This is a genomic window from Photorhabdus bodei (assembly GCF_003287735.1).
Taxonomy (GTDB): Bacteria; Pseudomonadota; Gammaproteobacteria; order Enterobacterales; family Enterobacteriaceae; genus Photorhabdus; species Photorhabdus kayaii.
The window spans coordinates 91,655-112,095 of sequence record NZ_NSCM01000007.1 but is presented as its reverse complement, the minus strand read 5'-3'; the positions used below and the strand labels follow the sequence as shown (position 1 = coordinate 112,095).

General features: G+C 42.5%; 20 protein-coding genes and 1 pseudogene. 9 read left to right on the top strand and 12 right to left on the bottom strand.

The window, feature by feature from the left end:
• Positions 1 to 121 precede the first annotated feature (121 nt).
• Together CKY02_RS24440 and CKY02_RS07600 are read left to right on the top strand one after the other, a co-directional pair.
• The gene (locus CKY02_RS24440) at positions 122 to 526 is read left to right on the top strand and encodes a hypothetical protein (protein ID WP_162120690.1); all 405 of its coding nucleotides are present in this window, start codon (positions 122 to 124) and stop codon (positions 524 to 526) included.
• 59 nt (positions 527 to 585) lie between these two features.
• Positions 586 to 795: pseudogene (locus CKY02_RS07600) on the top strand (helix-turn-helix domain-containing protein); the annotation flags it as partial.
• An 86-nt stretch (positions 796 to 881) separates the two neighbouring features.
• On the opposite strand, the gene CKY02_RS07595 reads toward CKY02_RS07600, so the two are convergent.
• The 3 genes from CKY02_RS07595 to CKY02_RS07585 form a co-directional block, all read right to left on the bottom strand.
• Positions 882 to 2,180 carry an HAAAP family serine/threonine permease gene (locus CKY02_RS07595; protein WP_112894820.1) on the bottom strand — a complete coding sequence of 433 codons (1,299 nt, stop codon included), beginning with the start codon at positions 2,178 to 2,180 and terminating at the stop codon, positions 882 to 884.
• A gap of 896 nt (positions 2,181 to 3,076) precedes the next feature.
• On the bottom strand, positions 3,077 to 3,685 hold the full coding sequence (gene ybjG / locus CKY02_RS07590; RefSeq protein WP_112879012.1) for an undecaprenyl-diphosphate phosphatase: 609 nt from the start codon (positions 3,683 to 3,685) through the stop codon (positions 3,077 to 3,079).
• A 537-nt stretch (positions 3,686 to 4,222) separates the two neighbouring features.
• The gene (locus CKY02_RS07585) at positions 4,223 to 4,483 is read right to left on the bottom strand and encodes a GrxA family glutaredoxin (RefSeq protein WP_011145878.1); all 261 of its coding nucleotides are present in this window, start codon (positions 4,481 to 4,483) and stop codon (positions 4,223 to 4,225) included.
• A gap of 190 nt (positions 4,484 to 4,673) precedes the next feature.
• On the opposite strand from CKY02_RS07585, the gene CKY02_RS07580 reads away from it, so the two are divergent.
• The 3 genes from CKY02_RS07580 (at position 4,674) to rlmC (ending at position 6,747) form a co-directional block, all read left to right on the top strand.
• Positions 4,674 to 4,985, top strand: coding sequence for a YbjC family protein (locus tag CKY02_RS07580; protein WP_112894819.1), 312 nt, complete (start codon positions 4,674 to 4,676; stop codon positions 4,983 to 4,985).
• A 91-nt stretch (positions 4,986 to 5,076) separates the two neighbouring features.
• Positions 5,077 to 5,589 (top strand): type III secretion system chaperone family protein, encoded by a 513-nt coding sequence (locus CKY02_RS07575; RefSeq protein ID WP_112894818.1) that lies wholly within the window; start codon positions 5,077 to 5,079, stop codon positions 5,587 to 5,589.
• A 24-nt stretch (positions 5,590 to 5,613) separates the two neighbouring features.
• Complete coding sequence (gene rlmC, locus CKY02_RS07570) at positions 5,614 to 6,747, top strand: 23S rRNA (uracil(747)-C(5))-methyltransferase RlmC (protein WP_112894817.1); 1,134 nt, start codon at positions 5,614 to 5,616, stop codon at positions 6,745 to 6,747.
• A 53-nt stretch (positions 6,748 to 6,800) separates the two neighbouring features.
• Here rlmC and artM read toward each other — a convergent pair whose 3' ends face one another.
• The 5 genes from artM to CKY02_RS07545 form a co-directional block, all read right to left on the bottom strand.
• Positions 6,801 to 7,469 carry an arginine ABC transporter permease ArtM gene (artM, locus tag CKY02_RS07565; RefSeq protein WP_112894816.1) on the bottom strand — a complete coding sequence of 223 codons (669 nt, stop codon included), beginning with the start codon at positions 7,467 to 7,469 and terminating at the stop codon, positions 6,801 to 6,803.
• Positions 7,469 to 8,185, bottom strand: coding sequence for an arginine ABC transporter permease ArtQ (artQ, locus tag CKY02_RS07560; RefSeq protein ID WP_112894815.1), 717 nt, complete (start codon positions 8,183 to 8,185; stop codon positions 7,469 to 7,471). The genes artM and artQ overlap by 1 nt, the downstream gene beginning before the upstream one ends.
• A gap of 14 nt (positions 8,186 to 8,199) precedes the next feature.
• A complete protein-coding gene (gene artJ, locus CKY02_RS07555) occupies positions 8,200 to 8,934 on the bottom strand; it encodes an arginine ABC transporter substrate-binding protein (RefSeq protein WP_112894814.1) in 735 nt (244 codons plus the stop codon).
• A gap of 19 nt (positions 8,935 to 8,953) precedes the next feature.
• Positions 8,954 to 9,682, bottom strand: coding sequence for an arginine ABC transporter ATP-binding protein ArtP (artP, locus tag CKY02_RS07550; RefSeq protein ID WP_112894813.1), 729 nt, complete (start codon positions 9,680 to 9,682; stop codon positions 8,954 to 8,956).
• A gap of 304 nt (positions 9,683 to 9,986) precedes the next feature.
• Positions 9,987 to 10,886 carry a LysO family transporter gene (locus CKY02_RS07545; RefSeq protein WP_112894812.1) on the bottom strand — a complete coding sequence of 300 codons (900 nt, stop codon included), beginning with the start codon at positions 10,884 to 10,886 and terminating at the stop codon, positions 9,987 to 9,989.
• Between the two features lie 313 nt (positions 10,887 to 11,199).
• Here CKY02_RS07545 and macA point away from each other — a divergent pair, with 313 nt between their 5' ends.
• Both macA and macB read left to right on the top strand, forming a co-directional pair.
• Positions 11,200 to 12,315, top strand: coding sequence for a macrolide transporter subunit MacA (macA, locus tag CKY02_RS07540; RefSeq protein WP_112894811.1), 1,116 nt, complete (start codon positions 11,200 to 11,202; stop codon positions 12,313 to 12,315).
• Positions 12,315 to 14,258 carry a macrolide ABC transporter ATP-binding protein/permease MacB gene (macB, locus tag CKY02_RS07535; protein WP_112894810.1) on the top strand — a complete coding sequence of 648 codons (1,944 nt, stop codon included), beginning with the start codon at positions 12,315 to 12,317 and terminating at the stop codon, positions 14,256 to 14,258. Before macA ends, macB begins: the two co-directional genes overlap by 1 nt.
• An 80-nt stretch (positions 14,259 to 14,338) precedes the next feature.
• Here macB and cspD read toward each other — a convergent pair whose 3' ends face one another.
• On the bottom strand, positions 14,339 to 14,560 hold the full coding sequence (gene cspD / locus CKY02_RS07530; RefSeq protein ID WP_036814644.1) for a cold shock-like protein CspD: 222 nt from the start codon (positions 14,558 to 14,560) through the stop codon (positions 14,339 to 14,341).
• Positions 14,561 to 14,902: 342 nt separating this feature from the next.
• On the opposite strand from cspD, the gene clpS reads away from it, so the two are divergent.
• Positions 14,903 to 15,223 (top strand): ATP-dependent Clp protease adapter ClpS, encoded by a 321-nt coding sequence (clpS, locus tag CKY02_RS07525; RefSeq protein WP_112878986.1) that lies wholly within the window; start codon positions 14,903 to 14,905, stop codon positions 15,221 to 15,223.
• A 32-nt stretch (positions 15,224 to 15,255) separates the two neighbouring features.
• Positions 15,256 to 17,532 carry an ATP-dependent Clp protease ATP-binding subunit ClpA gene (gene clpA, locus CKY02_RS07520; RefSeq protein ID WP_112878985.1) on the top strand — a complete coding sequence of 759 codons (2,277 nt, stop codon included), beginning with the start codon at positions 15,256 to 15,258 and terminating at the stop codon, positions 17,530 to 17,532.
• 84 nt (positions 17,533 to 17,616) lie between these two features.
• Here the strand turns inward: clpA and infA are convergent, their stop codons facing one another.
• The 3 genes from infA to cydC all read right to left on the bottom strand — a co-directional run bounded on the left by infA (position 17,617) and on the right by cydC (position 20,439).
• Complete coding sequence (gene infA / locus CKY02_RS07515) at positions 17,617 to 17,835, bottom strand: translation initiation factor IF-1 (protein WP_002211347.1); 219 nt, start codon at positions 17,833 to 17,835, stop codon at positions 17,617 to 17,619.
• Positions 17,836 to 17,991: 156 nt separating this feature from the next.
• A complete protein-coding gene (gene aat, locus CKY02_RS07510) occupies positions 17,992 to 18,684 on the bottom strand; it encodes a leucyl/phenylalanyl-tRNA--protein transferase (RefSeq protein ID WP_112879011.1) in 693 nt (230 codons plus the stop codon).
• Positions 18,685 to 18,690: 6 nt separating this feature from the next.
• On the bottom strand, positions 18,691 to 20,439 hold the full coding sequence (cydC, locus tag CKY02_RS07505; RefSeq protein ID WP_112894809.1) for a heme ABC transporter ATP-binding protein/permease CydC: 1,749 nt from the start codon (positions 20,437 to 20,439) through the stop codon (positions 18,691 to 18,693).
• Between the last annotated feature and the right edge of the window lie 2 nt (positions 20,440 to 20,441).

Here is a 20,441-nt window from a genome sequence, read left to right as displayed (position 1 = left end):
ATATAATTATATTAAATTAAAATATAATTGAAAATTTATTTGTTTTGAATGATTAGTTTGATAATTAAAATTTTAAATTATATTTTTGATTGTTGTAAATAAATATGGTTAATTTATTTGTTTGAAATTTATATATACCTTATGGATTTCAAGATGCATCGCGACGGCAAGGGAGCGAATCCCCGGGAGCATAGCAAACTATGTGACCGGGGTGAGCGAGTGCAGCCAACAAAGAGGCAACTTGAAAGATAACGGGTATAGATTCAATCCAAGTAATGGACGAGATAATATTTTGACAGATATGCAGGTGTCGAAAATCAAGACGGGGAAATATATTGATCAATATGGTCATGATGAACAGTATGAGGTTCTTGGTCTCCTTGGTGGCATGGGAACATTTCCTTTACATTCAATATTCGGTACGTTTAGCAAAAACCGCCGTAAACCCTTGCCCAGTGCGGGCAGGGATATCAGGCGAAAAGCCCAAAGGGCTTTAGGGCTGGCTACTGCGACGTCTCCTGGCTGAATGGATATTTGCCTGTAAAACAGGCTAAAATGAATGCACTTTATTCATGAGCGCTGAATATGTTAAGAGCCATCAAAGTACGCATCTACCCCACACCCGAACAGGCCGAGTATCTTAACGCCCAGTTCGGTGCGGTCCGTTTCGCGTACAACAAGGCTATGCACATCAAAAAACACGCTTATAAACGTTACGGCGTAAATTTAAACCCGCGTAAAGACCTGAAGCCTTTGCTGGCAGTGGCAAAAAAATCCCGTCAATATGCCTGGCTTATCGTGTAGTTTAAATTTTTCCGCTAGCTAGCTCATGTCATTATTCGGTTGCTGCCCGCTTGAAGAGAACAGCAACCAAATATTTATTATGCAAACAGTGAGTAGAGGACAGCAGAGATAGCAACTAACCCCATAAAGACGATAAACAGATTACTCAGCTTGCCGCTATATTTGCGCATTGCAGGAACTTTGCTGATTGCATACATTGGCATAAGGAACAGCAACATTGCGATAATAGGACCACCTAATCTTTCGATCATTTCCAAAATACTTGGATTCAGAGTAGCGACAATCCAAGTCGTTACTAACATGAAAATGGACGTGATACGATTCAGCTTTTTAGGCTCAATAGTTTTACCTTGGTCACGCAATGTCTTAACCACGATACCATTAAAACCTTCACGTGCACCCAGATAATGACCAAGGAAAGATTTGGTAATTGCTATGAATGCAATAAACGGAGCAATGTAGGCAATCACTGGTGTATTAAAGTGGTTAGCCAGATAAGACAGAATAGAAATATTTTGTGCTTTGGCTTCTGCCAGATTTTCTGGAGACAGGCTCAATACGCAGCTGAATACGAAGAACATCACGGTTACAACCATCATGATATGGGCGTAAGCCAGAATGCGGGAGCATTTTTTCTCAGCATTTTCACCATATTCTCCACGTTTTGCCACAGCAAACGCCGAGATAATTGGCGAGTGGTTGAAGGAGAACACCATTACTGGGATCGCTAGCCATAGAGTGATGAGCAGCCCATGACTTGCACTCGATGCAGAAACGCTGATGTTTTCGAAGATTGCGGTATTCCAGTTAGGGATCAGATAAAACGCCAGTAGCATCAAAACGGCAACAAATGGGAATACCAGTACGCTCATTGCCTTAACAATAGCCTGTTCACCGAAACGGATGATGGTCATTACACCAATAATTAGGATCAGAGCCAGCAGGGCACGGGGGGGGGATGGCAGATGTAATTGGTGAACAATAAAGCTGTCTACAGTGTTGGTAATAGCAACGCTGTAAACCAAGAGAATCGGGTAGATAGCGAAGAAGTAGAGCAGGGTGATAAGTTTACCTGCCAGGCTGCCAAAGTGTTCTTCTACGACTTCGGTAATATCTTCGCCAGGGTTTTTACCGGATAGAACGAAACGACACATCCCGCGGTGGGCGAAGAAAGTCATTGGGAAAGCCAGTAGCGCCATCACCAAAAGAGGTAGTAGGCCACCAATACCGGCATTGATGGGTAAGAATAATACACCGGCACCAATCGCAGTACCATATAAGCCAAGCATCCATACTGTATCTGATTTACGCCAGGTTTTATAATCGCTTGGGTTGGTCGCCTGTGATGCGATCGTACCTGTTTGAGTCATATCCATAGTTATCTCCGAGAATAACGCGGTAAATTAAAAAATGAAATTACAATGCCGCAAGTATGCAATAAATGCAAATACATGTGGCCTTTATAAAAAATAAATTTTTTAAATATCTCTGGTGGTTATTTAAACATTTTTATTACCACATTAACATCTTGTTCGAAAATTGGACTTTAAATTAACAAGCCAAAATTTTCGCTTTACTTTCTTTTTTGAAAGAAAGTCTGGAAATTTTAAGACCAGACTTTTGATAGTGGCAAGATAGCGATTTTTAGTGAATAGTACCGTGATCATAGTCTCAAATGCGGAATATATCTCGGAAAGTCATCATGCCACGAGATTTAGTGTAATTGTTGCCTAAATATTGCGAATTTTAATGAGGTTAAATTATAACCTCAATTTGCCCATTACTCAACTCTTATTATTCTCTTATGTTTTTGTTATTTTCTGTCTATTTATTTACATATTAATGAATAAAAATAGCAAATAGAGTAAATGGTTAATAAATTGATAAATATCAATTTTTTACCAGATTTTAAAATAGATATCTCTTATGTAATGTTTGTATCTTTGTGAAAGATATAGATAAAACCAGAATAATAGATTAATAGCATCAATAATATGAATGAAAGATGTGCTAGCCATTCTTTGATCAAGTTTTAATAATCTCTTTCGTTATATATCTATTTACATAGTGATTTATATAGATTTATTGATTTATATGAAAATCGTTGAGTTGAATTTAAGCGCAAATAAATGCTAAATAGGGTACAGGATATTACCCTGCTGGTTAACTCATGTCCATTTTGGTATGTAAAATTAGCCAATAATTTCTAATAAAAAGACTTTGGTTGAAATAGCGTTCGTTTATCTCAAGTCACTAAGTTACATTTATGTTGCTAGCTTTTTATCCAGCCTTTACGGATAGGAAAAGCGCAGCAATGTTGGTACAGACTGTTCAATCTTTTTTGTAAACGTTCACCGGACAGGCTCCATATTATTTGTGCAAAAGTGCATCCCATTAGGCTGACGATAAATGCCCCGACCATATCCATCGGCCAGTGAACGCCTAAATAGACTCTGGCCCATGCAATTGCCAGTGCAATCGCCATCATGCATAAGCCCGGCCAAATCCTATACCAGAATAAAAAGGATAAAGCGAAAGTGAAGACGGTTGTTCCATGATGACTTGGGAATGAGGTTGTTGGCGCGTGAGGAAGAAAGTTATAACCAAAACCTTCTGCAAAAGGGCGGTCGTGAGGGCAGAGTAAACCGATACAGTATGAAGTTAGCATAGCAAAACAGAAGGCAACGGTGGTTTTACTGACGATAACCCGATGATAAGGGCGAGTACGCTCTGAACTCCAGAACCAGAAACTAGCCAATATTAGAGGGAAAATAAGAACCAGGTATTTTGCAATAAACGTCGCTATTGCAATCATGGCTGGTGATGATTCAGGCGTAGCATTGAAAAAGGTAAACAGATCATGATTTATTTGTTCTAACAAATCGGGCCTCACATATAGTCACTTATGTACATCACGACAGTCGGACGCAAGAGAGTAAAGTTGGCTGACCTGAGAGTAAAGCGTAATTATCTTAATTGTTGGTGTTATTTATTTTTGGTTTATATTTCCACCAAGGGAATATCTGGCGGTTATCCTGACAAAAACTAATCAATTCATTGATATATATGATGATAATATCTAGATCAGCGCGTTGATAGTATCGGTGGTTGATAGGTTGATCATCTGTAGAATCGGTTATGTGTTTATGAACGGTATACTCTTCAGACAATAAAAAAACCCGATAGTCTTGAACCAAAATGGATTAACTATCGGGTTCCTCAATATGGGGATATCAAAGAAAAGCAGTGGCATTAATTCAGACTACGGTTTGGCAAAAAAGTTCTTCGTGATAAGAAAAAAAAACAGATTTTTTTCAATTTGATGAAAATAACATTTTTTGCACAAATCAACCGAGCCCATTGTGACGAATAATCAATGGCGGTTTTTACCGCAGCGAAAGTAAAACGGGAAGTTCGATTATTGTAGCAATTGGTGTTCTTTTACGTACGCTTCGAAGTCAGTGCAGCCACCGATATGTTTCTCATCAACAAAAATTTGCGGGACGGTTTCTACGGGTTTACCAACTGTTTTTTCCAGATCAGCTTTAGTGATACCTTCTGCGTGAATATCAACATAACGGAAGTCAAAGTCATCACGCTGCTCTTTCAGTCGTTCCGCCAGCTCTTTCGCGCGGACACAGTACGGGCAGCCAGGACGACCGAAAATCACAGTAAACATATAAACTCCTCTTGGTTATATTAAAATAATGCGGTTTGATGCGTTACTCATGCTTATTTGATAGCTACTATGCCTGTATCGATCGGTAAAAAAAAGCAGAAATTGCCTTTTGTTTTAATTCATCATACCAATTTTGGTAACAGTGTTTCCGGTAGTATAATGTAGCATCAGGTTGTTAAGAGAGGATGCGATGAAAAGTCATCAAGGCAATATGAGTTCATTGGCAGATATGCCAAAACAGGTTATCCTGCTAGAAATTGTCGGAATTTTATGCTTAATCCTGTCATATTTGACTATTAATGATATTGTCATCTTAACAGATTTACTAATGACGCCAGAAGCACATGTTGTTATGATTTTCATCGGCATGGGTTGTTTGGTTCCTGCCGCGGTTAATATCATTTGGCGTGCAGTGTATGGCCTCTCTTTTTTGGGCGTTGATCATGCTGATCATAAAAAAGAGAGCAAAAATAAGGTAGAAGGTAGTGATAACGGTAAGTAAAAATAATTTATCAGTTATTGGTGATGGCGCGATAAAGAATTATTTCGTAAGCTATAGCGCTTTTTCATTTTCCGTTGTATGGGGTTGTTAGATGAGTTCACTTGTCATTCCTGACTTATCAGTATTGCGTGAGTGGTTGGATCAGCTCAAAATTTCCTACTTTGAGTGCGATTCATGCCAGGCGCTGCATCTACCTCATATGCAGAATATTGATGGTTTATTTGATGCTAAAATTGATCTGTTGGACAATGTAATCTTGTTTTCTGCGTTGGCTGAAGTTAAACCGACCGCCATTATTCCTTTGATGGCTAATCTAAGCCAGATTAATGCCAGTTCGCTGACAATCAAGGCTTTTCTTGATATTCAGGATGAAAACCTACCGAAATTGGTGGTGTGTCAATCTTTCCTTGTTTCAGCCGGGCTGACTTTTTCCCAGTTTTCTCATTTCTTGCAACAAAGCGAAGAGCAGATTGCGGGGGTGATTTTTGAAATTCACAGTAATAATTTGTTGTATATTAATCGTGATATCGAAATCGAGAGTGACATTGAAGAGGAAGAGGAATCACAAGCTTCTGCTAAGGTGCCGACTTTTACTTTGCACTAATATTTTCAACACGGTCATCCAACCATGCAATGTACGCATTATTCTGCGGGGCACTGTCACTCTTGTCAGTGGCTCGAAAAACCCTATTCTCAGCAGTTAGAAGATAAACAGCAGAATTTAAAGCAGTTATTACCTCAAGCTATTGTGAAGCAATGGTTACCTCCAATTGCCAGCCAACAAGATGCCTTTCGTAATAAAGCTAAAATGGTCGTCAGTGGCAGTGTGGAACGCCCATTGCTAGGCATGTTGCATCGTGATGGAACGGCGGTTGATCTGTGTCATTGTCCCCTCTATCCAGCGCATTTTCAGCCTGTATTCGATGTTGTTAAATCGTTCATTGCTTGTGCCGGCTTGACGCCGTATAACGTTGCTCGTAAACGGGGTGAACTGAAATATTTGTTGCTGACAGAAAGCCGTCATAGCGGTGAAATGATGTTACGTTTTGTACTGCGTTCTGAAACAAAAATTGCTCAACTGGAGCGTGCTTTACCCCGGTTGTGTGAGCAATTGCCACAGCTTACGGTGATCTCTGCCAATATTCAGCCAATCCATATGGCGATTTTGGAGGGGGAAAAAGAGATTCTGTTTACTGAACAAAAGGCGCTGAAAGAACAGTTCAATGGCATTCCTCTTTACATCCGTCCACATAGCTTTTTCCAGACTAACCCGAAAATGGCTTCTGAATTGTATGCAACAGCAGGGCGTTGGGTTCGTGAACTGAAAATCAGTAGCATGTGGGATCTATTCTGTGGTGTTGGGGGTTTTGGTCTGCATTGCGCAGATAAAAATACCTGTTTAACCGGCATTGAAATCAGCTCAGAATCCATTGATTGTGCCCGCGATTCGGCGAAAACACTGGGTTTGGAAAACATCGAGTTTCAAGCTTTGGACTCAACACATTTTGCTGTAGCAAAAGATAAAATTCCGCAATTGGTTTTGGTCAATCCGCCTCGTCGGGGAATTGGTAAGGTGTTGTGCGATTATCTCAGTAAAATGGCGCCGGATTATATTCTTTATTCAAGCTGTAATGCTCAGACAATGGCGAAAGACATTGCTGCGCTAGCTAACTATCGTGTAGAAAAGACACAGTTGTTTGATATGTTTCCTCATACTGAACATTACGAAGTTTTAGCGTTATTGATATTAAATCATAACTGAATAACGAAAGGATGTGTGGGGATGGGGTTCCAAAAGAGAACGCCCTATCCCGTTTAGTCATGGCGCTCAAAAGCAAGTGCACGGCGTTCAATCATCCGCATCAGCAAAGTCAGGATACCGTTGACACATAGATAAATCACCCCTGCGGCCATAAAAGCCATCACATCATAATTACGGCCAAATAGAAGCTGACTGTATCCCATTACTTCCAGCAAAGTAATAGTACTTGCGAGAGAAGTACTCTTGAAAATCAATACAACTTCGTTGGAATAGGAAGATAACGCCCGTTTAAAAGCATAGGGCAGCAGGATCTGCATAGATTGTGCTTTAGACATGCCCAATGCTTGACAGGATTGCCATTGACCAGCAGGAATTGCCTTTACTGCGCCATAGAATAGCAGAGTAGAATATGCCGCACTGTTAAGCGCTAGCGTTACCATTGCGCACAGCCAGGGCTCAGACAGTAATTGCCAAAGCCACGGGTACGCTTTTATGGATGGAAACTGCCCAGGCCCGTAATAAATCAGAAAGAATTGTACTAACAAAGGCGTACCGGTAAACAGAGTAATGTAGGTTTTTACCAGTTGTGTCAGTACTGGCAATTTCATGGTCAGAACCATAGTGAACAGGACGGACATCATGAAAGCAACACAAAGCGCTGTGACGGTCAGGCTTAGACTGGTTTGCAGACCTGGTAAAATTTGTTGAATATACTCAAACATCAGGGAGCACTCCGATCAAAGCGAGTGGTATGCATCTCAATTTTCTTTAGAATAAACTGACTGATCAGCGTGATAGCCAGATAGATAAGCGCCACAATCATATACCAGGTAAAGGGTTCCTGAGTGCGTGTGGCAATACTTTTGGTTTGCTGCATGAGATCATTCACACTGATAAGCGATACCAGCGCGGTATCTTTCAACAAAACTAACCATTGGTTACCGAGCCCGGGTAGAGCATGTCGCCACATTTGAGGCATGATCAGGCGGAAAAATATTTCAGCGCGACCAAGACCTAATGCTTGACCGGCTTCCCATTGGCCGGCAGGAATGGCTTTTATCGCACCACGGAGTGTCTGGGATGCATAGGCAGAGTAGAGTAGGGAAAGTGCAATGACACCACAAAGGAATGGGCTGACATAAAAGTCTTGAATATCTATCTGAATTCTGGAATGCCAGAAGATAAGATTAATGTCAAAGCCATCAGCCAGTATCATGAGAAGTTGTGATGCGCCGAAGTAAACGAACAGCACGACCAAAATTTCTGGCAATCCTCTGAACAGAGTGACCCAACAGGTGCCAAGTATGGCGAAGGGTTTCCAACGGGCTGATTCCCAAGCAGCAAATAGCATAGCTAAAATCAGACCAAGTACTAATGCAGACACGGCAAGGCCGACGGTGATGCCGGCGGCGCTTGTTAGAGATTGGAATTCATTCATAGAGATTCGGCTACTTATTTAAACCATTTTTTATAAATGATGTCATAAGTGCCATCTCGTTTGATGTCAGCGAGTGCTTTATTCAGCTTATCTTGTAGATCTTTGTTACCCTTACGAACTGCAATACCTAAGCCGATACCAAAGTAATTTTTGTCAGTGACTTTGTTACCTACGGTACTTAAGTTTTCATTCTTTTTCAGCCACTCGTTAACAACGGCAGTGTCACCGAAAACGGCGTCCAGACGGCCATTTTTCAGATCCAGAATCGCATTTTGATAGCTGTCATAAGGAACGGTTTTAATCTCTTTTCGTTGTTCCATCAGATATTTTTGGTGAGTTGTACCATTCTGGATACCCACAAGTTTGCCTTTCAGATCTGCGGTGCTGGAGACTTTGCCTTTAACGGAGATAAAAACCGCGGAGTTATCGTAATAAGTGTTAGTAAAATCAACCTGCTTTTGGCGTTCAGGGGTAATATCAATACCTGCGGCTAAAGCGTCGAAGCGACGGAATTTCAGGCTAGGGATCAGGCTGTCAAAGGATTGATTAGTGAAGGTACATGTTGCATTAATTTTCTCACAGATGGCATTGGCCAAATCGACATCAAAACCCTGAATTTTATTATTTGCATCGATGAACTCAAACGGAGGGTAAGTAGCTTCTGTGGCAAAACGAATGGTCTCTTTTTCCGTGGCGGTTGCAGATAAAGCTACTGTGCCTAAGAGGGCTGCAAAAAGTAGTTTTTTCATCGCTATATCCTATTAATAGTTAGTGTGATAGATAATTAGCAAAGGCTTTGGTTTGTGGTTGCGTAAAATGGCTGATATCACCTTGTTCTATAATGTGGCCGTTTTCCATATATACGACATGGCTTGCGGCCTTACGGGCGATTTCCACTTCATGGGTAACGATAATCTGTGTAATACCCGTAGCGGATAATTCATGGATGATATTGACAACCTGTGCTGTAATTTCTGGGTCCAGCGCTGCCGTTGGTTCATCAAATAATAAAACTTGTGGTTCCATCATTAATGCTCGTGCAATAGCAACCCGTTGCTGTTGCCCTCCAGATAAATGTTGTGGGAAGCGGCCAGCAAAATCATCTAAGCGCAAACGGGAAAGGAGCTTATCCGCTTTTTCCTGCGCTTGTTGCTTGGATAAACCCAGTACGCGACAAGGCGCTTCGATCAGGTTATCCATAACAGTAAGGTGTGGCCACAAGTGATATTGCTGAAAAACCATACCTACATTCTGGCGTAGAGAACGAATCTCCTTTGTTCCTGGTGTTTGTTCGAAATCGAATTGATGATTAGCAATATGCAACTGGCCGGATCGTGGTATTTCCAGCAGGTTTAGTACTCGTAACAATGTACTTTTACCTGCACCACTTGGCCCTAGCAAAACCATCGTTTCCCCTGAAGAACACTCAAGATTAATATCAAACAGTGCCTGATGGACACCGTAATAGCAATCAATACTTTTTAATTGAATACTCATGCTTTAATTCTGAATAGTCAGTGATTTAGTTCGATGCTAAACCCGTTAGCATAATTATGCAATATCTTATGTACAGAATATTATTAATTGATATTTCAATTACATGTCTGATTAACGTGCTCTATTTTCCCCTTAGTGCAATTTGCCAACAAAAGCTTATTTATTCTATTGGCATACTGCGAAAAGATGAATAGGTCACAAATGGGCCAGCATTAGGATAAGTAACCACTGTTGACGACTTATGACCATGAAACGCCCGAACTGTTATTTATGACATCAAGTATTATTGTGGCTCAAATTCTGGTTAAGTAAAGAATGCGATCAGCAAAGGTGCGAGCAAACTCAGGACGAAACCGTGAACTATCGCTGCTGGAACAATACTGACACCACCGCACCGTTGTAATACTGGCAAGGTGAAATCCATCGAAGTGGCACCACTTAATCCTAGAGCGCTTGAGCGATATCGATTGATTAGAATCGGAATTAGCATAATTGCTGCCAGTTCGCGTGCCAGGTCATTAAAGAATGCAGCACTACCGATTACCGGCCCGTAAGCATCAGAAAGTAAGATGCCAGAAAGGGAATACCAACCGTAACCGGAAGCCAACGCTAAACCTGTTTTCACTGGCAGCCCAAGAATAAGTGCTGCGATAGCCCCGCCAGTAAGCGCACTGACAGCAATGACAATTGCAATAATGGTACCGCGGCGGTTTAGCAATATCTGTTTCAGGCTCATACCGCTGTTACGTAATTGAATTCCGACGAGTAACAGTAAAACGATTAAGGCAATTTCACTGGCATGATTGGAGAAGTGCAGCCATGACCAGCCAGTGAGCCCAAATAGGAAACCTAAAATCAGTACACCACATAATTTCAGTGATTCAAAAATCATATGTAAACGGGAAGGGGGTTTTTCCTGTTTATGCGGACTAATAATCCAAGGATCGTGTTTTTCAAGCAGGAATAACGCTAGCATATTAGCAGTAAAAATACATAAAAAAAATGTTATCGCATATTGAAAGATAGAGAAGAGGTTACGGCCTAAATCGTCCAACAAAGCCAGGCTGATTCCCATTAAAAACAGGATGATATAGACCATTGCGTTAAGAAAGTGATGAACAGCACTTAACAGTGTCTTATTATTCAAATGGGTAAGATAGCCTAGCGTTAACGGCAAAAGAATGATCAGCAGCCCAGAGTACATAATTAGCATCCTTTAAAACGATTAACGTCTTTTTATCCAAATTCAGTATAAAAATCGATTGTAAAGACTATAAGAATAAAAGATAACAATTTTTTTACATTAAGAGAATAGCCAGGATAGAGTGAAATGTATTGTTGCTCAAAGAATTTTTTATTCTTAAGGTGGGTGTGTTATTAATAACTTTCAGTGGATATAAAACGTAAAGGGAACGGTATCTATCTGGAATGAGTGGAAATCTCAGGTTTTCGTGGTATTGCAAGAAATAAGTTTTTACTATTTTTCTGAATCCAATGCTTAATATGGTGATATTTAAATGAATTTTATTCGTTCGAAACGTCGATGGGTTGTATTGTTAGCTATTGTGACCGTTATCACATTGGTTCTGGGATATTTTCTGTATAGGCCAGAAGCGATTAAATATCAGACAGTCTCTATCATTAAAGGCGATTTGGAAAAAAATGTACTGGCAACGGGGAAATTGGATGCGGTCAGAAAAGTGGATGTGGGCGCACAGGTAAGTGGTCAGTTGCAGAATTTGTATGTTGAAGTGGGTGATAAGGTGACAGAAGGCCAGTTATTGGCATTGATTGATCCTAAACCTGCGCAAAACCAGGTCAAAGAAGTTGAAGCCACGATCAAAGAATTGAGTGCTTATTTGATAGAAGCCAAGGCACAATTGGAATTGGCGCAGGTGACATTACAGCGTCAGAATAATCTGGCAAAAGTGCGGGCGGTCTCACTTCAGGAATTGGATCAAGCTAAAACGGATGTTGAAGTGAAAAGAGCGAAGGTAGAAACTTTATTGGCGCAAATCAGTAAAAATCAGGCCAGCCTTGATACTGCTCAGACTAATTTGCAATATACCCGGATTACCGCGCCAATGGATGGTATCGTTGTCAATATCAAAACCCTTCAGGGGCAAACAGTCATTGCGGCACAGGAAGCCCCGACTATTCTGACACTGGCTGATCTGGGAACGATGTTGGTAAAAGCGGAAGTGTCAGAGGCCGATGTTATTTACCTGAAACCGGGCCAGAAAGCCTCTTTTACTGTATTAGGCGCACCGGATAAAAATTTTCCTGGTGTGTTGAAGGATATTTTGCCGACGCCAGAAAAGATTAATGATGCCATTTTCTTCTATGCCCGCTTTGAGGTGGCTAATCCTCAGCAACTTTTGCGTTTGCAAATGACCGCCCAAGTGAAAATTCAGCTTGATTCCCATCGTGATGTGTTAATGATCCCGATCTCTGCTCTGGGTAAACAGATTACGCCAACTCGCTATGAGGTGGATATCTTGAATGGCGATAAAGAAGAGAAACGAGAAGTGACCATTGGTGTGCGCAATGATGTAAATGTACAGATTCTATCTGGCCTGAAAGAACATGAGCAGGTGATCACTGGTCGTAGTGAAGAAGTCGAGGATGAGTAATGGATGCGTTACTTGAGCTGAAAGGTATAGAGCGCAGCTATCCCGCTGGTGAGCAGCAGGTAAAAGTACTAGATGATGTCACCTTGTCTATTCATGCCGGTGAGGTGGTTGCCATTATCGGCGCGTCAGGTTCGGGTAAATCGACACTGATGAATATTCTTGGTTGTCTTGATAAACCCAGTCAGGGTGAATACCGGGTCGCAGGACAGAATGTTGCTGAACTGAGTGATGATGAATTGGCAGCACTAAGGCGGGAACATTTTGGCTTTATTTTTCAGCGTTATCATTTGCTAACTCATTTGACCGCTGAACAGAATGTGGAAATTCCTGCTATTTACTCAGGAGCCTCTAAAGCGGTACGTCGCCAGAGAGCCATAGAATTACTTGGTCGTTTGGGGCTTGAAGAGAGAACCTGCTATCGTCCGGGGCAGCTCTCTGGTGGACAGCAGCAGAGGGTTAGTATCGCCAGGGCGTTAATGAACGGTGGTCAGGTCATTTTGGCCGATGAACCAACGGGAGCGTTGGATAGCTATTCTGGCGAAGAGGTGATGGCGATCCTCAAACAACTGTGTGAACAAGGGCATACCGTCATTATTGTCACTCATGATCCGAAAATTGCAGCGCAGGCACAGCGGGTTATTGAGATCAAGGATGGTCATATTATGAGTGATTCCGGCACGCAAAGGGGTAGAAAAGTCACTCAAACTCCGTCGTTAACATCAAAAATATCTTCGATACGCCAGACCCTTGGGCGGTTTAATGAAGCTTTATTCATGGCATGGCGGGCGATGGTTGCCAACAAGATGCGAACGTTACTGACCATGTTGGGGATCATCATTGGTATTGCTTCTGTCGTGACTATTTTGGTTATCGGAGATGCGGCCAGGGCATCGGTGTTATCCGATATTAAAGAGATTGCGACCAACACCATTGATATTTATCCGGGAGAAGATTTTGGCCTTGATGATCCGGTCAGTATGCAAGCGCTGAAAATAGAGGATGCAGACGCGATTAAAGCGCAACCCTATATTTTGGCGGTTTCACCAGAAATTGAGGGGCAAATGCGCCTTCGTAAAGGGAACATTGATGTTGCTTCGAGAGTGACTGGCGTTGGTGATGAATTTTTTCAGGTTTATGCTCTGCGTTTTGCTCAGGGAATGGGGTTTTCATTGGATATGATACGCCGTCAGGGGCAAGTTGTGGTTATCGATAAAAATACTCAGCGTAAATTGTTTCCTCACCAGAAAAAGGTGATTGGGGAGGTGATTTTGGTGGGTAATATGCCGGCCACAATTGTGGGAGTGATATCTGATAAGAGAGCTGCATTTGGCAGTAGCAAATCATTGCATGTCTGGTTGCCTCATAGCACGATGACTAGCCGTCTGATAAACCGGCATTATCTGGATTCAATTACTGTCAGAATAAAGGATGATTATAACTCTAAGGATATAGAAAAGAAGATAGTTCAATTGCTCACTTTGCGCCACGGCAAAAAGGATGTTTTCACCTATAACGTGGACATGATGGTAAAAGCAGCGGAAAAAACGGCCCATACTTTACAACTGTTTTTGACGATGGTGGCGGTGATTTCACTGATAGTTGGCGGTATTGGCGTCATGAATATTATGTTGGTTTCAGTAACTGAACGTACAAGAGAGATCGGCATCCGTATGGCAGTAGGCGCAAGAACCAGTGATGTGATGCAGCAGTTTCTGATAGAAGCTATTTTGGTTTGTCTGGTTGGTGGCGTTTTGGGCATTGCACTCTCTTATATGATTGCATTTATCGCTCAATTAGCGCTCCCTGGCTGGAGCTTTGTTTTCCAGCCTGTTGCTTTACTCAGTGCTTTCGCCTGTTCTACCGCAATTGGGGTGATATTTGGGTTTCTGCCGGCCCGTAATGCTGCTCGTCTTGATCCAATCGAAGCGTTGGCAAGAGAATAAGCGGAAATAATATGACGCCGCAGGTAATTGCCTGCGGCGTATGAAAATAATACCTGGTTATGACCCACAGGCCAGGCTATTTAGCCTTTGGGTTCGTTTTCAAGAGGAACAATAATACTGGCATGATTTCCCTTTGGTCCTTGGTGAACGCTGAAATTCACCTTTTGGCCCGCTTTCAGCGTCCGGTAACCGTCCATCTGAATGGTTGAGTAATGAGCGAATATATCTTCTCCGCCGCTTGCCGGGCAAATAAACCCAAAACCCTTGGCATTATTGAACCACTTAACAGTACCTGTCTCCATACTTCTACATCCCTCGTCTAATGATTTCGGTTGAGATGAGCCATTAATATAACAGTCGTAAACAATCACATGTAAACAGTGGCATTATCTATGTTTGTTCACAAAACATACTGTAGTAAAAATCAAATTCTCGTCAAGCACAGAACAAATGTCTGGTTGTTTTGAATGACTAAAGTTTGATATAGATAACGATATGAGTTTCGTTCATGCACTTTTATGCCGAGTTTTCATAGGGGAATAGTCTGTGGTAAAAGGAGTTGCCCAGATAATGATAAGATAAATGGCAACATAATTTATTTGCTGGCAGTGGCTGGTTTTAGAGATTAATCCGTTGGGAAAATAATGAGCGAGTATCATAACAATTTGAAAAGTAAGGAATCTATTAAGGATGAGCGACAACAAAAACTGCAACCGCCGTCAATGTATCAGGTCATTCTTAACAATGATGATTACACTCCGATGGAGTTTGTAGTTGACGTATTACGAAAGTTCTTTTCTTATGATATTGAACGGGCAACGCAATTAATGTTGGATGTCCATTATCAAGGGAAGGCTGTTTGTGGGGTTTATACTGCTGAGGTGGCAGAAACTAAAGCAGCCCAGGTAAATATGTATGCCAGGGAGTATGGGCATCCATTACTTTGTACGCTGGAAAAAGTTTGACCAGGTATACTGATTTTTAGGGGGAGGTGCTTATGCTCAACCAAGAGCTTGAACTTAGTCTTAATATCGCCTTTGCTAAAGCACGGGATAACAGACACGAGTTTATGACCGTGGAGCACTTATTGCTGGCGTTGTTAAGTAATTCATCAGCGCGTGAAGCATTGGAAGCCTGCAAGGTCAATCTGGCTCAATTGCGTAAGGAGCTGGAGAATTTTATTTCACAAACGACACCGTTGTTACCTGAAAATGATGAGCGGGAGACTCAGCCAACGTTGAGCTTCCAACGTGTTCTTCAGCGCGCGGTATTTCATGTTCAATCCTCTGGGCGTTCAGAGGTTTCTGGTGCTAATGTGCTGGTGGCTGTTTTTAGCGAACAGGAGTCTCAAGCGGCTTATTTGCTGCGTAAACATGATGTGAGTCGTCTAGACGTGGTTAATTTCATTTCTCACGGAACTCAAAAAGAGGACTCGGAATCGGATCATCAGGAGACAGGCACGCAATCAGCAGAAGAGCAGCTTACAGGAGAGGATCGGTTGGAAAATTTTACAACTAATCTTAATCAACTCGCTCAAAGAGGACAGATTGATCCATTGATTGGCCGCCAGGATGAGTTAGAAAGAACAATTCAGATATTGTGCCGCCGTCGAAAAAATAACCCATTGTTGGTCGGAGAATCGGGGGTTGGTAAGACAGCTATTGCAGAAGGGCTGGCGTGGCGGATTGTGCAAAAAGATGTACCGGAAGTGATGGCGGATTGTACGATTTATTCGTTGGATATTGGTTCATTGCTAGCGGGAACTAAATATCGTGGCGATTTTGAGAAGCGCTTCAAAGCATTGTTAAAAACCCTTGAGCAGGATAGAAAAAGTATTCTATTTATAGATGAAATCCATACCATTATCGGTGCGGGGGCTGCGTCAGGGGGGCAGGTCGATGCGGCTAATCTGATTAAGCCATTGTTATCCAGTGGACGTATCAGAGTGATTGGTTCTACGACCTATCATGAATTCAGTAATATTTTTGAAAAAGATCGGGCATTAGCGCGTCGTTTTCAGAAGATTGATATTGTTGAGCCTTCACCCGAAGAGACGGTACAGATTATTAGAGGGTTGCGGCCAAAATATGAGGCGCACCATGATGTACGTTATACCACGAAAGCTATCCGTGCTGCGGTTGATTTATCGGTGAAATACATTACTGATCGCCACTTACCGGATAAGGCGATCGATGTGATCGATGAAGCTGGGGCGCGTACTCGTCTGGTGCCGATTAGTCGCCGTAAAAAAACGATTAATGTGTCGGATATTGAATTCGTCGTTGCCCGGATTGCCCGGATTCCTGAAAAAACCGTTTCTGCCAGTGATAAAGATGTCCTAAGAACGCTGGATGAGCGGCTGAAAATGTTGGTATTCGGTCAGGATACCGCGATTGCGGCATTGACCGAAGCTATTAAGATGAGTCGTGCAGGGTTGGGGCAGGATAATAAACCGGTGGGTTCTTTCCTACTTGCAGGTCCGACAGGCGTAGGGAAAACGGAAGTCACCGTACAGCTTGCTAAAGTGTTGAATATCAAATTATTGCGTTTTGATATGTCAGAATATATGGAGCGCCATACAGTAAGTCGTTTAATTGGTGCACCACCGGGATATGTTGGTTTTGATCAAGGAGGATTGCTTACGGATGCTGTGATTAAACATCCTCATTCAGTATTGCTGCTTGATGAGATTGAAAAAGCACATCCAGATGTATTTAACCTGTTATTGCAAGTCATGGATAACGGTACTCTGACTGATAACAACGGGCGCAAAGCGGATTTTCGTAACGTCATTTTAGTCATGACAACGAATGCGGGTGTACGTGAAACACAGCGCAAATCCATTGGATTTAAGCAGCAGGATAACAACTCCGATGCAATGGAAGAAATTAAGAAAGTGTTTACACCGGAATTCCGTAACCGTCTTGATGGTATCATCTGGTTTAATACGCTTTCTATTGAAGTCATTCAACAGGTAGTTGATAAGTTCATTGTCGCTTTGCAAGCACAATTGGATGAAAAAGGCGTTTCGCTGGAGGTCAGTGCGGATGCTCGTCAATGGTTATGTGATAAAGGCTATGATAAAGCAATGGGTGCTCGTCCAATGGCGCGGGTTATTCAGGATAGCTTGAAAAAACCGTTGGCAAATGAACTCCTATTCGGCTCATTAGTTCACGGTGGTTCGGTGAGTATCGGCTTGGATAAGGCAAAACGCATACTGACTTACGATTTCAGCAATGCTTATAAGCAGAAGCCGGAAGATGTAGTGCACTAATAGAAGAGCGACACCACAGGTGAATACAAAGTTGTTAAATACAAAGTTGCTACCTGTGGTGTAATATCTGAAAACGGTAATGAATCAGCGGCTACGGAAGACGATACGGCCTTTGCTCAGGTCATATGGGGTCAGCTCAACTGTAACCTTGTCGCCTGTCAGGATGCGAATATAGTTTTTACGCATTTTACCTGAAATGTGAGCAGTGACTACGTGCCCGTTTTCTAATTCAACGCGGAACATAGTGTTTGGTAGTGTGTCTAGCACAGTACCTTGCATTTCAATATTGTCTTCTTTGGCCATCTAATCCTCTAAGTTTAATAACCATCGTTTTTAACGGGCAAGATAATGCCGAAAAACCCTCATTATGTAAAGGAATGTTGTATTTTAACCCGTTATTTTGCAAATAGTGCATAGTGATATTTATGTTATCAGCAACATGAATCGGTCAAATGTTGATTATAATTCCAGTACTTGTTGTAACCAGCAACCAGGTTTTAATGACCGATTTCTGAATTGATAAAGATACTGAATAAATTCTTCCCTGGGGATCTCTTTTGCACCCAGTGAAGCTGTGTGATGGTTAAGCACTTGGCAATCCAGTAGTTCACCACCGTGTCGCAGAAAATGGTGATAGAAGGCAATGAACGCACATTTGGATGCATTCTCCATTCTGCTGAACATAGACTCACCGCAGAATAGTGTGCCAACGCTGACACCGTACAAACCACCAACAATTCGCTCATTGTGCCAGACTTCTACTGAATGCGCTTGTCCTATCTGATATAATTTTTTATAACCTTGTTGAATATCCTTGCCTATCCATGTTCCTTCCTGCCGTTGAGCACAGAAATGAACCACCTGTTCAAAAGCATGATTCACCGTAATATGGTATGGGGGATTGCGCAGAAACCGGCGTAGGGTTCGGCCGATATGCAATTCACCCGGAATGATTACCGCACGCGGATCGGGGGACCACCAAAGTGGCATTTCACTGGGTAAAAACCAGGGGAAAATACCTTGATGGTAGGCTGCATTTAATCGCTTAGCGGATAAATCTCCCCCGACTGCCAGTAGGCCGTTAGGCTCCGTTAATGCTTCTTTCGGGTGAGGGAAATCATATGAATCAGCATCCAGTTGAATTATTGGCATCATGTGTTACTGCCCCGGTTTAAGACGAATCTGATGTGGCCGCTGATAAAACTGATAATAGCGACCTTGCTGAGCCAGTAATTCATTATGTTGCCCTTGTTCAATAATAGTGCCGCCATCCATGACGTAAATACGGTCCATATGGTCAAGCCCGTACAGGCGGTGGGTGACAATAATCAGTGACTTATGCTGACAATGCTGACGCAATAGAGATAGAATTTGTTGTTCAGTATCCGCATCGAGTCCTTCCGTAGGTTCATCCAGTAACATCAGCGGTGCCGAGTGCAGTAACGCTCTGGCAATTCCCAAGCGGCGCTGTTCACCGCCTGACAACTGACGACCGCCTTCGCCCATCCAGCAGTTTAGTCCCTCATTGGTTTCCAGTAGATTGCTTAAACCTACCTGTTTCAGTACAATTTCTAGTTCATTATCGGTTGCATTTGGTTTTGCCAGTAATAAATTCTGTCGTAAAGTATGACTGAACACATGAACACGTTGTGAAACAACCGATATCATACTGCGCAGAGTTGATTCGTCATAAGCAGTAATAGAATGCTGATTCAGACAGATTGAGCCTGAATCAATATCCCAGGCCCGGGTCAATAATTGTAGCAAGGTAGATTTACCACAACCGGTTTTGCCTAACAGCGCGACATGTTCCCCTGCTTTCAAGCAGAGAGAAACATTTTTCAGGACGGCCATTGGCTGATCAGGATAAGTGAAACTGATATTTTTGATATCAATACTGGCTTGAGCTGAACTTTCCGGCCCTGATGTAGGAAAGGTTACTTCTGGTTCTTGTTGCATCAATTGAGAAACCCGGGTTGCAGAGGTAATGACCTGTCCTAGATGTTGAAATGCAACAGTGACGGGGCCCAGAGTTTCAAATGCGGCAAGAGAACAGAAGACGAACAGTGCGATTAATGCCCCCGGCTGGCTGTTTCCTCCCACACCGTTAGCCGCCAGCCATAAGATCAATGTAACGGTCATACCGGTGGCAAAAATCATGACTGCCTGTGACAAGCCGGTTAGATTCGCTTGCTGTTGCTGACGTCTTAACCAACGTGACTCAATATCAGCCATTGACTTGCGGAAACGGCCAGCAGCACCGAATACCATCAATTCGGCTTGTCCTTGCAATGCCGCTGTGAGTTGGGTGCGGTATTGACCGCGCAGAATAGTCAGATTGCGGCCAACGGATTTACCTGCGTTATAAAATACTGATGGCAGCAGGATCAACAGAGCCAGCATAATACCGCCAAGGGTATAGGCTAATGTGAGATCCAGAAAGCCAAGGCCGAAAGTGAGGACCATGATAACGATAAGAGCTGATAATATCGGCGAAATCACCCGTAAATAGAGATGATCCAATGTTTCAACATCAGCAACTAGTCGGTTTAATAATTCTCCTTGGCGAAAACGAGCTATTCCTCCCGGTGAAAGTGGCAAAATTTTCTGAAAGGCAAAAACCCGTAAATGTGCCAATACCCGGAAAGTGGCATCATGGCTAACCAACCGTTCAGCATAGCGCCCGGCAGTTCGAAGAATGGCTGAGCCACGGACACCGGCTGCCGGTAGCATATAGTTGAATGTATAACCAGCAAGACCTGCTAGTGCTGCGCCTGCAAGGAACCAGCCAGAGAGGGTCAGTAAACTTATGCTGGCGAGTAGTGTAACAACGGTCAGAACCATGCCTAAACTGATAAGAAACCAATGACGGCGATAGAGCGCCAGAAAAGGAAGCAATACCCGCATAA